We start from the raw sequence: 14,892 nt of genomic DNA, 5'->3' as shown, positions 1-14,892 counted from the left end.
TTTTGCTGGATGTTTGTCCAGTAAGGTATCGCTGGCCCCTGACACCTCGCAGCGCCTAGACTTTGCCGGTCTTCAGCACAGGAACAGCCCGTGACCTCCATTTTCTGGTACGACTACGAAACCACCGGGATCAACCCACGCAGCGATCGCCCGCTGCAGGTGGCCGGCATTCGTACCGACCTCGAGCTCAACGAGGTCGGTCCGCCGATCAATCTTTATTGCCAGCCTGCCGACGATATCCTGCCCCACCCGGCGGCGTGTGCGATCACCGGTATCACGCCGCAGGTCCTTGCGCAGAAGGGCCTTGCCGAAGCGGATTTCATGACGCGGGTGCATGCCGAACTGTCTGCCCCCGGTACGTGCGGCGCGGGTTATAACACCCTGCGATTTGACGATGAGATGACGCGCTATAGCCTGTACCGCAACTTTTTCGACCCTTACGCGCGCGAATGGCAAGGCGGCAACAGCCGCTGGGATCTGATCGATGTGATGCGTACCGCCTATGCCCTGCGCCCGGAAGGGATTGTGTGGCCCGAGCAGGACGGGCGCGTGACGCTCAAGCTCGAGCGCTTGACCCAAGCCAATGGCATCGACCACGGCCAGGCCCATGATGCATTGTCTGATGTGCGTGCAACTATTGCCTTGGCGCGATTGGTGCGGGAGAAACAACCCAGACTGTATGAATGGCTGTTCCAGCTGCGCAGCAAGCAACGGGTGATGGACGAGGTGCGATTGCTGCAGCCGCTGGTGCACATTTCCGGACGCTTCAGCGCCGAGCGCCATTACCTCGGTGTAGTGTTGCCTCTGGCTTGGCACCCGCGCAATCGCAATGCATTGATTGTCTGTGACTTGGGGCTCGACCCGCAGGGCCTGCTCGAACTGGATGCCGACACGTTGCGCAAGCGCCTCTATACGCGGCGTGACGATCTGGCGGAAGGTGAGCTGCCGGTGCCCCTGAAGTTGCTGCACATCAACCGCTGCCCGGTCGTCGCGCCCTTGAAGGTGCTGCGCGCGGAAGATCGCGAGCGCCTGCAATTGGATATGGACGTTTATCAGGCGCGGGCGCTGCGACTAACTGACGCACAGGAAGTTTGGCGTGACAAGTTGGCGAGCGTTTACGCCGAGGAGGAATTTGCGCCGAATGTCGATCCGGAGCAGCAGCTCTACGAGGGTTTTATCGGCGACCGTGACCGACGCTTATGTGAACAAGTTCGCCTGGCAGAGCCGCTGCAACTAGGGCGTCAGCAATGGCCTTTCGATGATCATCGGTTGCCGGAATTATTATTTCGCTACCGCGCGCGTAACTTTCCTGAAACCTTGAACAATGAGGAACAACAGCGCTGGAGACTTTTCTGTCAGCAACGTTTGTCAGACCCGGTGTGGGGCGCACCCAATACCCTGTCGGCATTTAAGGCGGCGCGCCAGGAGTTGCAAAACAATGCGACAGCGTTTCAGTGCCAGGTTCTGGGTGAATGGCAAGACTATGCCGACTCTTTAGCGGCTCGCCTGAGTCTGTAGCGGCATAACTGCAAAACATCCAGACAATAAAAAACGCCAGCAAGCTGGCGTTTTTAATGTATCGCGTATCGGGTGTGACTCCGACCAGGCTTAGCCCAGCAGGGTCGCCCAACCTTCAACCACGTCACCGCCCCACTTGGCTTTCCACTCTTTCAGAGTCTTGTGGTTGCCACCTTTGGTTTCAATCACTTCACCGTTGTGCGGGTTTTTGTATTGCTTGACCTTGCGAGCACGTTTGGTGCCGGTAGTTTTCACAGCGCCGCGAGGTGCTTTAACTTTCGATTCCGGATCCAGCAGTGCGATGATGTCACGCAGGGATTTGGAGTATTCGCCCATCAGGGTGCGCAGTTTGCCTTCGAATTCCAGCTCGGTTTTCAGCTTGTCGTCTTGCGACAGGTTCTTCAAACGGGCTTGCAGCTCTTTGATAGCTTCTTCGGTGGCGCGGTATTCGTTGATCAGGGACATGTGGACTACCTTATGTAGAACGCTGATTGACAGGGTGAGTGGCCTAATAATAGTCAGGCAATTTCACCAAGTAAACATTTAAGCAGCTATTTATGTGAATTACATTGAATGTTTGTGGCAATGCGCTGCAGTCGAGTTAATTATCAGGTGAGTGGCTGAGAATAATCAGCTTAATGCGGCTAAGTGCTGAGCTTAGCCGTGCACGTACATATAGCGGTGGTAAAACCTTACGCTATTAAGGGCTGTTGCCACGGCCGGGGCTCAGAATAAGCCGCAAGGAGTACTGCAGTTTTTCTGCGCAATCGCTAGAATGGCGGCCTTTGCGAAGTTCTGGAGTTTCCCCCTAATGCGCACTTTTCGGCTGGTGATTGCTTGCCCGGACCGGGTTGGCATCGTTGCCAAGGTCAGTAACTTTCTGGCTTCTCATAACGGTTGGATCACCGAGGCGAGCCATCACTCGGATGATCTCAGCGGTTGGTTCTTCATGCGTCACGAAATTCGTGCCGATACACTGCCTTTTGGTCTGGAAGCCTTTCGTGAGGCGTTTGCGCCGATTGCCGAAGAGTTTTCGATGACCTGGCACATCACCGACACGGAGCAGAAAAAACGTGTCGTCCTGATGGCCAGCCGTGAATCCCACTGCCTGGCGGACCTTCTGCACCGCTGGCACAGCGATGAGCTCGATTGCGAGATCGCCTGTGTGATCTCCAACCATGATGACCTGCGCAGCATGGTTGAATGGCATGGCATCCCGTATTACCACGTGCCGGTCAACCCGCAGGACAAGGAACCGGCGTTCGCCGAGGTGTCACGCCTGGTCAAGCAGCACGACGCCGATGTGGTGGTGCTGGCGCGCTACATGCAGATCCTGCCGCCGGAACTGTGCCGCGAATATGCCGGTAAGGTGATCAACATTCACCACAGCTTCCTGCCTTCGTTCGTGGGGGCCAAGCCTTATCACCAGGCCTCCCTGCGCGGCGTGAAACTGATCGGCGCGACCTGCCACTACGTCACCGAGGAACTGGACGCCGGTCCGATCATCGAGCAGGACGTGGTACGTGTCAGCCACAGCGACAGCATCGAAGACATGGTGCGTTTCGGGCGTGACGTCGAGAAGATGGTACTGGCGCGCGGCTTGCGTTATCACCTGGAAGATCGCGTGTTGGTGCACGGCAACAAGACCGTGGTGTTCTGATCGACGCGTGTTGATTGAATAAGCGGGGGCCCGGGAGTAAAACTCTCCGGGCCCTTTTTTATTTCAGGACGCGACCATGACCGACCCACTCGATAAGGCGACTTCCAGGCCACCGGCTACCCTGGGCGAGGGGTGTCTGAGTCGCTACGACCCGGACGCGCTGGGTGCCGATGATGGTACTGACTTTCCTGGCGCTGCCCAGTTGTGGGAGCAGTTACAGGCACCTGAGAAGCCGCCCGAGGCCCCTGAAAAAGACGTTTGAGCAGCGGTTTGCCCACCATCAGCAAAAACACTGGCGCACCGGCCAGCAGATAGAAGTAGTAGGTCACCGCCCGCCAGATCAGAATCGCCGCCGCCGCCGTGGATTTGCCCACCATGGGCGCCAGCAATGCCGCCGACGTCAACTCCGCCGCCCCGGCCCCGCCTGGCAACAGGCTGAATTGCCCTGCGGTCAACGACAGCATCTGGATCAGGAAACTCCAGGCCCACTGCACATCACCCCCCAGGCCGCGCAGCGCCAGGTACAACACGCTATAGCGTAATAGCCAATGCAGGCTGGTCAGCGCAAACACCCCGAGCAGCGTGTGCCAGGGCAATTTCAGGGTTTGGGTGAATGCCGCGAGGAAGCGCAGCAGCCGGCGGGCCCAGCGCCGACGGGTGCTGACACGCACGTGCAAGGCCTTGAGTGCCAACCCGGCCAGGCGAATCAGCCGACGATGAAAGCGCACCACCAGCAGGCCAACGACGACGCCACCCACCATCGACACGGCACTCAGCCCCAGCAGCCATTCCAGGCGCGGGCTGAGGCTGTGGAACAGCGCATACAGCACGATGCCCACCAGTGCGCAGAGAAAAAACAGCAAGTCGCTCAGTTGGTCCATGGCGAACACCGCGCTGCCGTGGGCGGGTCGTATGCCATTGCGTGCCAGCAGGCCCATCAACGTCAGTGGCCCGCCGCTGCCCCCAGGCGTCGCACACATCGCGAACTCGGTCGATATCACCACGCCCAGGCTTTTACGCCATCCCAACCGGCCGCGCTGTTCGCCAAGCAACAAGCGCAGGCGCAGGCTGTTGATCAACCAGCAGCCGATGATCATGGCAAACATCGCCAGTAACTGGGGCAGGGGGAACTGCCGCAGGCGCGCAATGGTTTCGCCGCCCCCCAGCCACACGGGAATCACCAGCGCGACCATCAGCGCCAGCACCAGCCAGATCAGTCGGCGCATGGCAGCGTCGACAGCCAGGCGGCCTTGGTCTGTGGCGTGCGTCCGTCGTCGAGCAGGCGCTGCAGGGTTTGTAGCCAGTAATGGCGGGAAAACTCGTGGCGCATGTCCACGGGGTGCAAGCCGAGCCGAATCACCGGGGCCGTCTGCCAGCGCTGTTCGCGGCGGTCGCTGAGCACTTTGGACAGGCCCCGGCGCCACGCACTGCGCGCGCTCCACACCAGGCCCGGAGCATGAATGCGCGTGAAGTCAGGCAGTCGATACAGATGCTGCGGGTCGCTGGTATAGCCCAGTGGTAATTGGCGCAGCGCACGTCGGGTGCCTTCGCTCATCAACCAGGCGGGTGCGACAAACCCTTGCAGCGGCCACTCATTGCGCTGGAATACCTCAATGCCGTCAGTCAGGCGCTGCAACGCCTCGGCCTCGGACAACTGGTAGAACTCGCCCTCATGGGTATAGATGCGTCGCATGAACCATTCTTTTGGCGTGCGCGGCCGGGGTTTTTCGTCGCAGTGGTAGTAACCGTGCAAGGTCAGTTCATCGCCTCTGGCTACGCGACTATCAAGCAGGCGCCGGAAGTCACCGTGGGCGTCCAGGGCGTTATGGTGATGGAAGTCCGGGACGACCAGCCAGGTGATAGGCACATTGCCGATGGCATCGACGGCCTCGACAAAAGGCCGGTAATCGGCCCAGGTGTTCGGCGCCACATCGTGCAGCACCAGCATGACCGAACGTTCAGCCATGGGCGAGCATCGGTTTGTGCGTGCCCAGCACGGCGTGGTAATGCCCCAGCAGGCTGTCCACTACTGCATCCCACGCATACTGCTGTTCGACATGACGCCGAGCCTGCTCCCCGAGGCGACGGCTGTCGGCGCCGAACAGTTCGCGTACCGCATCGGCCATCGCCTTGGGGTTGTTGGGCGCGCAAAGCAGGCCACAGCGCTCGTCGACGATCTCGGTGAAGGCGCCCGCCGCAACAGCGACCACCGGGATGCCACAGGCCATGGCTTCCAGGATCACCAGGCCGAAGGTTTCCTGGTCGCCAGCGTGCAACAACGCGTCGGCGCTGGCCATCAGGCGGGCAACATGATTGGCCGGTACGAAGCCATCGACCACGGTGACGTTGTCCGGCACGTTGGCCGGCATGCCGGAGCCCACCAGCAACAAGTGGTAACCCTCGCCCAGGCGTTTCATGCAATTGAGCAGCACCGGCAGGTTTTTCTCCTTGGAACCACGCCCGGCGAAAATCAGCAGCCGGGTGTCTTCAGCAATCCCCAGTTCGGCGCGCAGGCCGGGGTCGCGCACGGCGGGGGTGAAGGTTTGCAGGTCGACGCCCAGGGGTTGTACGAAGACGTTTTTCACCCCAAGCCCGGTGAGTTTGTCGGCCATCACCTGGCTGGGAGCCAGTACCCGGTCAAAATTCCCATAGAGTTTGCTGACATAGGCTTCGACGTTGGGGGTAAACCAGGCGCCCATGCGGTTACGCACCAGCAGCGGTAGATCGGAGTGGTAAAAACCGATGACTGGCACATCCAGCTGGCGCCGTGCGTCGAGGGCGGCCCAGGCGGTCAGGTACGGATCGCCGACTTCGATCAGATCAGGCTGTAAATCGTGCAGGACATTTCGCCAAGGAGCCAAGCGCAGGGGGAAGCGATAACCCTTGCCGAAGGGCAGCGGTGGCGCCGGCACCTCGAAAATCCCGTCCCGCTCGCTCAAATGGGCGCCAGGCACCAACAGGCTGTGGCGAATCCCGGGCTTGAGCGCCAGGCGCCGGTGCTTGGCGTCCAGATAAGTGCGTACGCCACCGCTGGCCGGGGCGTAGAACATGGTTATGTCAGCGATATGCACGATGAACATCCCTCCGATCCATTGCTCTCCTTTACGTGGACCTGAGCAAGGGATAGATGTTCGATCGAGATTGGCTGTGGGAGGGTGCAAGCCCCCTCCCACATTCGCTTCAGATGCGGAAGCTGCCCACCATTTGCTTCAAGCGTGCGGCTTGCCGTTCGAGGTCCGAGCAGGCGCGCAGGGTCGATTGCAGGTTTTCCACGCCTTCCTGGTTGAGGGTGTTGATTTCAGTGATGTCCATATTGATCGACTCCACCACAGAGGTCTGCTCTTCGGTGGCGGTGGCCACGGACTGGTTCATGCCGTCGATCTCGCCAATGCGCTGAGTCACACTGTTCAAGCGCTCGCCGGCCAGGTTGGCGATCTCCAGGCTGTCCTGGCTGTGGCGCTGGCTTTCACTCATGGTGCTCACCGAATCCCGGGCGCCGACTTGCAACTCCTCGATCATCTTCTGCACCTGTTGCGCCGATTCCTGGGTGCGATGCGCCAGGTTGCGCACTTCATCGGCCACCACCGCGAAGCCGCGGCCGGCCTCACCGGCACGCGCGGCTTCGATGGCAGCGTTGAGCGCGAGCAAGTTGGTTTGCTGGGAAATACTGGTGATCACTTCAAGAATCTGGCCGATATTCACCGTCTTGCTGTTCAACGCCTCGATATTGGTGCTGGAGGCGCTGATCATGGTCGACAGCTGGGTCATCGCCTTGATATTGCGCTCTACCACTTGCTGGCCGTCTTCGGCCAAATGCCGCGCATCACTGGCCTGATTGGAAGCTTGCGCGGCGTTGCGGGCGATTTCCTGGGCAGCGGCGCCCAGTTGGTTGATGGCAGCGGCGACGCTGTTGGTGCGGTTGGCCTGTTCGTCTGAATTGACCATCGACGAGTTGGACGCGCTGACCACCCGCAGTGCCACTTCATTGACTTGCTCGGTAGCCGACGACACTTCGCGGATGGAGGTATGAATGCGCTCCACGAAACGGTTGAACGCAGTACCCAGGGTGCCGAACTCGTCGTTGTTCTGGATGGTCAGGCGGCGGGTCAGGTCGCCTTCGCCGTCGGCGATGTCCTGCATGGCCCGGGTCATCACGTGCAGCGGTTGCAGCAATACGCGGATCAACATGCCCAGCAAGGCGATGATGATCACCACGGCGATGATGGTAGCGATGACCGCCGAGGTGCGAAATTCACTGAGCATGGCGAACGACTTGGCTTTATCCACCGAAATACCCAAGTACCAGTTCACCGAAGGCAGGCCCTTGATCGGGGTGAACGTGACGATATTGGTCTTGCCATTGGCCTGCACTTCGCTGAAGGCAGCGCTGATCTTCGGTGTGTCTTTCGGGTACACGTCAGCCAGGGTCTTCATCACCAGGGCCTTGTCCGGGTGCACCAGCACTTTGCCGTCGGCGCTGACTAAAAACGCGTAACCCATGCCGCCGAAATCCAGCGCGCCAATGTTGTCCACCAGGGTTTGCAGGCTCAGGTCACCGCCCACCACGCCGATGCTCTGGCCGGCCTTGGCACTCGGGGTGGCGATGGAAATAATCAGTTGCCCCGTTGCCGCGTCGATATAGGGTTCGGTCAAGGTCGAGCCGTTGCTGGTCTGGGCGCCTTTGTACCAGGGGCGAACGCGCGGGTCGAAACCGTCGGGCATCTTGGTGTCAGGGCGGATGGTGAAGGTGCCCTGGCTGTCGCCGACGTAGGTTGCCATGAACGACGATGTCAGCGCTTTCTGCTCCAGCAGGCTGGCAACCACCGATGGTTCGGGGTTGAGGGCAATATTCTGCGCGGCATTTTCTACCAGGGCGATGCGCCCGGTGAGCCAGGTCTGAATACTGCCGGCGGTGACGTCGCCCATTTCATGCAGGTAGTTATCGAGGTCGTCACGGATCGCGTTGCGCTGGAGGTAGTCGTTATAGAGGGTAAACAACGCGAAGGCGGCGATGACGATAAGGGAGGCTGCAAGCAAAATTTTATGGCTGAAGCGCAGGTTTTTATTCATGGCTTGTAGGGTCCGCTAAGGTCTTGATATCCGATGCGCGTCTTTAGGGGATGCGCAAAAATGGCAGCGTCAAAAAAAGGTGTGATACTTCTGGTGCTGGCGCCAGGGGGCTCTGTGGGAAATATCTGTCCTGTTTTTAGATTTTGTGGGTCTCACAGTGCCTGTATCGACCTGGCTGCATTAAAGATTAACCAAAGGTGACGAAATGCCTGACTCCACACAACTGCTTATCGGTGCCGGCCCAGACGGCCAGCCCATCGCCCAGCCCATGCGCCTGGCCAACCGGCATGGGTTGATCGCCGGTGCCACGGGCACCGGCAAGACCGTCACCTTGCAGCGCCTGGCGGAAGCCTTCAGTGATGCCGGCGTGGCGGTATTCGCCGCCGACATCAAGGGTGACCTGTGCGGCCTGGGCGCAGCGGCCAATCCCCAGGGCAAAGTCGCCGAACGCATTGCCGGGATGCCCTTCCTTAATTACGCACCGAAGGCTTATCCGGTTACGTTGTGGGATATCCACGGGCAGTCCGGTCATCCATTGCGCACGACCATCAGCGAAATGGGCCCGTTGTTGCTCGGCAGCCTGCTGGAACTCACCGACAGCCAGCAGTCGGCGCTGTACGCGACCTTCAAGGTGGCCGACCGTGAAGGCCTGTTGCTGCTGGACCTTAAAGACCTCAAGGCACTGCTCAACCACCTGCGTTATCACCCTGAATTGCTGGGCGACGATGCGGCGTTGATGACCACCGGTTCCAGCCAGGCGTTGTTGCGACGCCTGGCAGTGCTGGAGCAGCAGGGCGCCGAAGCCCTGTTTGGTGAGCCGGCCCTGCAGCTCGAGGACATTCTGCAGCCCGCCAGCGACGGGCGCGGCCGTATCCACTTGCTGGATGCCAGCCGCCTGGTGCATGACGCGCCGAAGGTCTATGCCACGTTCCTGCTGTGGTTGTTGGCGGAACTGTTCGAGCAGTTGCCGGAGCGCGGTGATGCCGAAAAGCCGCTGCTGGCGCTGTTTTTCGACGAGGCGCACCTGTTGTTCGCCGATACACCCAAGGCGTTGCAGGACCGTCTGGAGCAGGTGGTGCGGCTGATTCGCTCCAAAGGGGTGGGGGTGTACTTCGTCACTCAATCTCCGGGGGATTTGCCTGACACGGTGCTGGCGCAACTGGGGCTGCGTATCCAGCATGGCCTGCGCGCATTCACCACCAAAGAGCAAAAATCCCTGCGGGCGGTGGCGGACGGTTTCCGGCCCAACCCAGAATTCGATGCCTTGGCGGTGCTGACCGAGTTGGGCACCGGTGAAGCGTTGGTGGGTACCTTGCAGGAAAAAGGCACGCCGGAGGTGGTCCAGCGCGTATTGGTCGCACCGCCACAGTCGCGGATCGGGCCGCTCACCGAGGCCGAACGTGCGGCATTGGTCGCCAGTTCGCCGTTGCAGGGCCGCTATGACAAGCCGATTGACCGCGAGTCAGCCTACGAAGTGCTGATGGCGCGTAAAGACTTGGGGCCGACCGAGGAGGCCAAGCCTGCGACCGAAGAACCCAGCTTCACCGACAAAGCCGGTGCGTTCCTGGGTACCACGGCAGGCAAGGCGCTGAAATCCGCCATGCAGCAGGCCGCCAATCAGATGGGGCGACAGTTGGTGCGTGGCTTGTTGGGCTCGCTGCTGGGTGGCAGCAAGCGCAAGTAAGGCTCAGGGTTTGGGCCTGGCATGGGCGGCCAGCCGCTCCAGTGCCGCGCGCAAACCCGGATCGCTGATCCCTTCGGCGGTGGCCTGGAGGGTTTCGGCTGCCTGTTCCGACAGGTCCAGCGTATGTACGGCCGGGCTTCGCAGCACGGCAGGCGGCTGCACTTTGAACTGGATGCGCGTCAGGCCGGCAAACTCATCAAACACCATCAATTGGCGCTGCAAGCGTTTTTGCTGATAACGCAAGCGGGTGGCCCAATGCCCGTCAGTGACAATTAATAGCAAGTTGCCTTCACGCCAGGACGCCACATGACAATGTTCACGTGCGGCCGGTTGCAGCTGGCTTTCGAGCAGGCGTTGCAAATGCGCCAGGCGTTGCGCGTGCCCAAAGATGGCTTTGAGCGGCTTGGCTTCGCGAAGCAACACGCCGGGAGCGCGGGCTGTAAGAGGGCGAAATGCCATGTCTAGACACCTTAAGTAACAGAGCCGTCATCTTAACAGAAAGCGCCGGTGAGCCCCGAGCCCCTGCAAGGGCAGGGCTTTTCTCATGAAATCAATAAGTAACTTCTGCCTTTGATGGGTTGAAGTTCCGCCAAAAGCCCTTATTTTAAACAAGCCCTCTCACAGCGCCGTGCCCGCATCGGGGAACAACGCCACTTTCCTCACCCACGATTCCGGGTAGAATGCGCGTTCGCATGCGGCCGTGAGGGCTGCTCGGGCCACTCACGGTGCGCCCTCCATCCCTATGTGTGGAAGAACCTGCCGATATGTTTGCGCCTTTGTTAAAGAAACTTTTTGGAAGCAAGAATGAGCGCGAAGTCAAACGCATGCTCAAGACGGTGCAGCTGGTCAATGCCTTCGAAGAGCAGATGGTTGCCCTGTCGGATGAGCAATTGCGCGCCAAGACCGAAGAGTTCAAGGCCCGCATAGCCAAAGGTGAAACCCTCGACAAGCTGCTTCCCGAAGCCTTTGCGGTCGCCCGTGAAGCCGGTAAGCGCGTCATGGGCATGCGCCACTTCGACGTCCAGTTGATCGGCGGCATGACCTTGCATGAAGGCATGATTGCCGAAATGCGTACCGGTGAAGGCAAGACCCTGGTGGCAACCCTGGGTGTTTACCTCAACGCACTGTCCGGCAAGGGCGTGCACGTGGTGACGGTGAACGACTACCTGGCTCGCCGGGACGCCAACTGGATGCGCCCGCTGTATGAATTCCTCGGCCTGACCGTCGGCGTAGTGACGCCGTTCCAGCCGCCGGAAGAGAAGCGCGCCGCCTACGCTTGCGACATTACCTACGGTACCAACAACGAATTCGGTTTCGACTACCTGCGCGACAACATGGCGTTCAGCATGGATGAAAAATTCCAGCGCGAACTCAACTTTGCCGTGATCGACGAAGTCGACTCCATCCTCATCGACGAAGCCCGTACCCCGCTGATCATCTCCGGCCAGGCCGAGGACAGCTCGCGCCTGTACACCGAGATCAACAAGCTGATCCCGCGCCTTGAGCAGCACATCGAGGAAGTCGAAGGCGTGGTGACCAAAGAAGGTCACTTCACCATCGACGAGAAGACCCGCCAGGTCGAACTCAACGAGGCCGGCCACCAGTTCGTTGAAGAAATGCTGACCCAGATCGGTGAGCTGGCCGAGGGAGAAAGCCTGTACTCGGCGCACAACCTGGGCCTGCTGACCCACGTATATGCCGGCCTGCGCGCCCACAAGCTGTTCCATCGCAACGTCGAATACATCGTCCAGGACGGCCAGGTCGTCCTGGTTGACGAACACACCGGCCGTACCATGCCCGGTCGTCGCTTGTCCGAAGGCCTGCACCAGGCCATCGAAGCCAAGGAAATGCTCAACATCCAGGCCGAAAGCCAGACGTTGGCGTCCACTACGTTCCAGAACTACTTCCGTCTGTACAACAAACTGTCCGGCATGACCGGTACGGCCGACACCGAAGCGTTCGAATTCCATCAGATCTATGGCCTGTCAGTGGTGGTCATCCCGCCGAACAAGCCACTGGCGCGCAAAGACTATAACGACCTGGTGTTCCTGACCGCCGAAGAGAAATACGCGGCGATCATCAATGACATCAAGGACGGCCTGGCCAAGGGCCGCCCGATCCTGGTGGGTACCGCGACCATCGAGACCTCCGAGCACGTGTCCAACCTGCTCAACAAGGAGGGCATCGAGCACAAGGTACTCAACGCCAAGTTCCACGAAAAAGAAGCCGAGATCATCGCCCAGGCCGGTCGCCCCGGCGCCCTGACCATTGCCACCAACATGGCCGGTCGTGGTACCGACATCCTGTTGGGCGGCAACTGGGAAGTGGAAGTGGCCTCGCTCGACAACCCGACCCCTGAGCAGATCGCCCAGATCAAGGCCGACTGGCAGAAACGCCACCAGGCTGTGCTCGAATCCGGCGGTTTGCAGGTAATCGCGTCCGAGCGTCACGAATCGCGCCGTATCGACAACCAGTTGCGCGGTCGTGCCGGTCGCCAGGGTGATGCCGGTTCCAGCCGTTTCTATCTGTCCCTGGAAGACAGCCTGATGCGTATCTTCGCCTCGGATCGGGTGAAGAACTTCATGAAGGCCCTGGGCATGCAGTCCGGTGAAGCGATCGAGCACCGCATGGTGACCAACGCGATCGAGAAGGCCCAGCGCAAGGTAGAAGGGCGTAACTTCGACATTCGTAAACAACTGCTCGAGTTCGATGACGTCAACAACGAACAACGTAAAGTGATCTATCACATGCGTAACACGTTGCTGGCCGCCGACAATATTGGCGAGACCATTGCTGACTTCCGTCAGGACGTGCTCAACGCCACCGTCAGCGCGCATATCCCGCCACAGTCGCTGCCTGAGCAGTGGGATGTTGCCGGTCTGGAAGCCGCGTTGAAGAGCGATTTTGGCGTCGACTTGCCGGTTCAGCAGTGGCTGGACGAAGACGATCACCTGTACGAAGAAACCCTGCGCGAAAAACTGATGGCCGAATTGCTGGCCGCGTACAACGAGAAAGAAGAGCAGGCGAGTGCCGAAGCGCTGCGCACCTTCGAGAAACAAATCGTGCTGCGCGTGCTGGACGACCTGTGGAAAGACCACCTGTCGACCATGGACCACCTGCGCCACGGTATCCATTTGCGTGGCTACGCCCAGAAAAATCCGAAGCAGGAGTACAAACGCGAGTCGTTCACGTTGTTCTCCGAGCTGCTGGATTCGATCAAGCGCGATTCGATCCGCGTGCTGTCCCACGTTCAGGTGCGTCGCGAAGACCCGATCGAGGAAGAAGCGCGCCTGCGCCAGGAAGCCGAGGCACTGGCTGCGCGCATGCAGTTCCAGCACGACGAAGCGCCGGGCCTGGAAGCACCTGAGGTGTTGGGCGAAGAGGTCGATGTGGCCTTGGCTCAAACCCCGGTGCGCAATGATCAGAAGCTGGGCCGCAACGAGCTGTGCTACTGCGGTTCGGGTAAGAAATTCAAACACTGCCACGGCCAGATCGAATAAGATTTTCGCCTGACGCTGCAACACCCCACGCCGCGACCGGCATCAGCCGTCGCGGCGTTTTGCCATTAATTCCCCCGTCGACAGCGACGGCACACACATCATCTCTTCAAGGAGCGCATACATGGCTGTTGGTCTTGGTCCTTTGCCCACATTGCACCCGGTCGCCGGTTTTGAACTCGGTATCGCTTCGGCCGGCATCAAGCGTGCGGGGCGCAAGGATGTGGTGGTGATGCGCTGTGCCGAAGGCTCGACAGTCGCCGGTGTGTTCACCCTCAACGCTTTTTGCGCCGCGCCGGTGATCCTGGCCAAGCAACGTGTGGCCGGGCCGATTCGTTACCTGCTGACCAACACCGGCAACGCCAACGCCGGTACCGGCGAGCCTGGCCTGGTGGCTGCTGCGCGCACGTGCGCCAAGCTGGCCCAACTGACCGGCGTGGACGCGAGCCAGGTGCTGCCGTATTCCACAGGCGTGATCGGTGAGCCGCTGCCGGTGGAGAAAATCGAAGGCGCCCTGCAAGCCGCGCTGGATGACCTGTCTGTGGATAACTGGGCGGCTGCGGCCACCGGCATCATGACCACCGACACCTTGCCCAAAGGCGCAAGCCGGCAGTTCGTGCACGATGGCGTGACCGTCACCGTGACCGGTATCAGCAAGGGCGCCGGCATGATCCGTCCGAACATGGCCACCATGCTCGGCTATATCGCCACCGACGCCAAAGTCTCTCGCGATGTATTGCAACGCCTGATGCTGGACGGCGCCAACAAGTCGTTCAACCGCATCACCATCGACGGTGACACGTCCACCAACGACTGCTGCATGCTGATCGCCACCGGCCAGGCCAACCTGCCGGAGATCACCTCCACCGAAGGCCCGCTGTTCGCCGCATTGAAGCAGGCGGTATTCGAAGTGTGCATGGATGTGGCCCAGGCCATCGTGCGTGACGGCGAGGGCGCTACCAAGTTTGTCACCGTTGAAGTCAACGGCGGCGGCAACCACCAGGAGTGCCTGGACGTGGGTTATACCGTGGCGCACTCGCCGCTGATCAAGACCGCCTTGTTCGCTTCCGACCCGAACTGGGGCCGTATCCTCGCAGCCGTTGGTCGTGCCGGCGTGCCTGAGCTGGATGTGAGCAAGATCGACGTCTTTCTCGGCGACGTGTGCATTGCCAGCCGTGGCGCCCGCGCCGACACCTACACCGAAGCCCAGGGTTCGGCGGTGATGCAGCAGGAAGAAATCACCATCCGCATCGAGTTGGGGCGCGGCGACTGCAGCGAAACCATCTGGACCACGGACCTGTCCCACGAATACGTGAAGATCAACGCGGAATATCGCACCTGAGGGTAGGAGCGAGCTTGCTCGCGAAAAACTCAATGCCACCGCGTTTATCCAGGATGTACGCGTTATCGTTGACGTTCTTCGCGAGCAAGCTCGCTCCTACAAGGGCTATAACGAGAGGAAA

The 14,892-nt window shown here is 60.2% G+C and carries 11 protein-coding genes and 1 pseudogene; 5 read left to right on the top strand and 7 right to left on the bottom strand.

The genetic code is table 11. The annotated features are described in order from the left end of the window. The first annotated feature begins 90 nt into the window (after nucleotides 1–90). Nucleotides 91–1,518, top strand: a complete 1,428-nt coding sequence (sbcB, locus tag C4J92_RS21020; RefSeq protein WP_124405154.1) for an exodeoxyribonuclease I — start codon at nucleotides 91–93, stop codon at nucleotides 1,516–1,518. A gap of 90 nt (nucleotides 1,519–1,608) precedes the next feature. Here sbcB and mvaT read toward each other — a convergent pair whose 3' ends face one another. Continuing rightward, nucleotides 1,609–1,983: a histone-like nucleoid-structuring protein MvaT gene (mvaT, locus tag C4J92_RS21015; RefSeq protein WP_003175830.1), complete on the bottom strand. Its 375-nt coding sequence runs from the start codon at nucleotides 1,981–1,983 to the stop codon at nucleotides 1,609–1,611. Nucleotides 1,984–2,329: 346 nt separating this feature from the next. On the opposite strand from mvaT, the gene purU reads away from it, so the two are divergent. Further along, on the top strand, nucleotides 2,330–3,178 hold the full coding sequence (purU, locus tag C4J92_RS21010; protein WP_019821236.1) for a formyltetrahydrofolate deformylase: 849 nt from the start codon (nucleotides 2,330–2,332) through the stop codon (nucleotides 3,176–3,178). Between the two features lie 116 nt (nucleotides 3,179–3,294). Here purU and C4J92_RS21005 read toward each other — a convergent pair whose 3' ends face one another. The 5 genes and pseudogenes from C4J92_RS21005 to C4J92_RS27555 all read right to left on the bottom strand — a co-directional run. After that, nucleotides 3,295–4,404: a lysylphosphatidylglycerol synthase transmembrane domain-containing protein gene (locus C4J92_RS21005; RefSeq protein WP_124405153.1), complete on the bottom strand. Its 1,110-nt coding sequence runs from the start codon at nucleotides 4,402–4,404 to the stop codon at nucleotides 3,295–3,297. After that, nucleotides 4,392–5,144: a DUF2334 domain-containing protein gene (locus C4J92_RS21000; protein ID WP_124405152.1), complete on the bottom strand. Its 753-nt coding sequence runs from the start codon at nucleotides 5,142–5,144 to the stop codon at nucleotides 4,392–4,394. The genes C4J92_RS21005 and C4J92_RS21000 overlap by 13 nt, the downstream gene beginning before the upstream one ends. Continuing rightward, complete coding sequence (locus C4J92_RS20995) at nucleotides 5,137–6,249, bottom strand: glycosyltransferase family 1 protein (protein ID WP_164487571.1); 1,113 nt, start codon at nucleotides 6,247–6,249, stop codon at nucleotides 5,137–5,139. Before C4J92_RS20995 ends, C4J92_RS21000 begins: the two co-directional genes overlap by 8 nt. 109 nt (nucleotides 6,250–6,358) lie before the next feature. After that, entirely contained in the window at nucleotides 6,359–7,123 is a 765-nt protein-coding gene (locus C4J92_RS27560) for a methyl-accepting chemotaxis protein (protein WP_372237509.1), read from the bottom strand. Between the two features lie 93 nt (nucleotides 7,124–7,216). Then, nucleotides 7,217–8,248, bottom strand: a pseudogene (locus tag C4J92_RS27555) (cache domain-containing protein); the annotation flags it as partial. 205 nt (nucleotides 8,249–8,453) lie between these two features. Here C4J92_RS27555 and C4J92_RS20985 point away from each other — a divergent pair. Next, nucleotides 8,454–9,932: a helicase HerA-like domain-containing protein gene (locus tag C4J92_RS20985; RefSeq protein WP_124405150.1), complete on the top strand. Its 1,479-nt coding sequence runs from the start codon at nucleotides 8,454–8,456 to the stop codon at nucleotides 9,930–9,932. 3 nt (nucleotides 9,933–9,935) lie between these two features. Here C4J92_RS20985 and C4J92_RS20980 read toward each other — a convergent pair whose 3' ends face one another. Next, a complete protein-coding gene (locus C4J92_RS20980; RefSeq protein WP_124405149.1) occupies nucleotides 9,936–10,391 on the bottom strand; it encodes a DUF721 domain-containing protein in 456 nt (151 codons plus the stop codon). A 305-nt stretch (nucleotides 10,392–10,696) separates the two neighbouring features. Here C4J92_RS20980 and secA point away from each other — a divergent pair, with 305 nt between their 5' ends. Further along, nucleotides 10,697–13,432: a preprotein translocase subunit SecA gene (secA, locus tag C4J92_RS20975; RefSeq protein WP_124405148.1), complete on the top strand. Its 2,736-nt coding sequence runs from the start codon at nucleotides 10,697–10,699 to the stop codon at nucleotides 13,430–13,432. A gap of 121 nt (nucleotides 13,433–13,553) precedes the next feature. Further along, nucleotides 13,554–14,771: a bifunctional glutamate N-acetyltransferase/amino-acid acetyltransferase ArgJ gene (gene argJ / locus C4J92_RS20970; protein WP_124405147.1), complete on the top strand. Its 1,218-nt coding sequence runs from the start codon at nucleotides 13,554–13,556 to the stop codon at nucleotides 14,769–14,771. Nucleotides 14,772–14,892 lie beyond the last annotated feature (121 nt).

It is taken from the genome of Pseudomonas sp. R3-18-08, assembly GCF_003852065.1.
GTDB lineage: Bacteria > Pseudomonadota > Gammaproteobacteria > Pseudomonadales > Pseudomonadaceae > Aquipseudomonas.
This window is presented reverse-complemented; position numbering and strand designations above follow the sequence as displayed.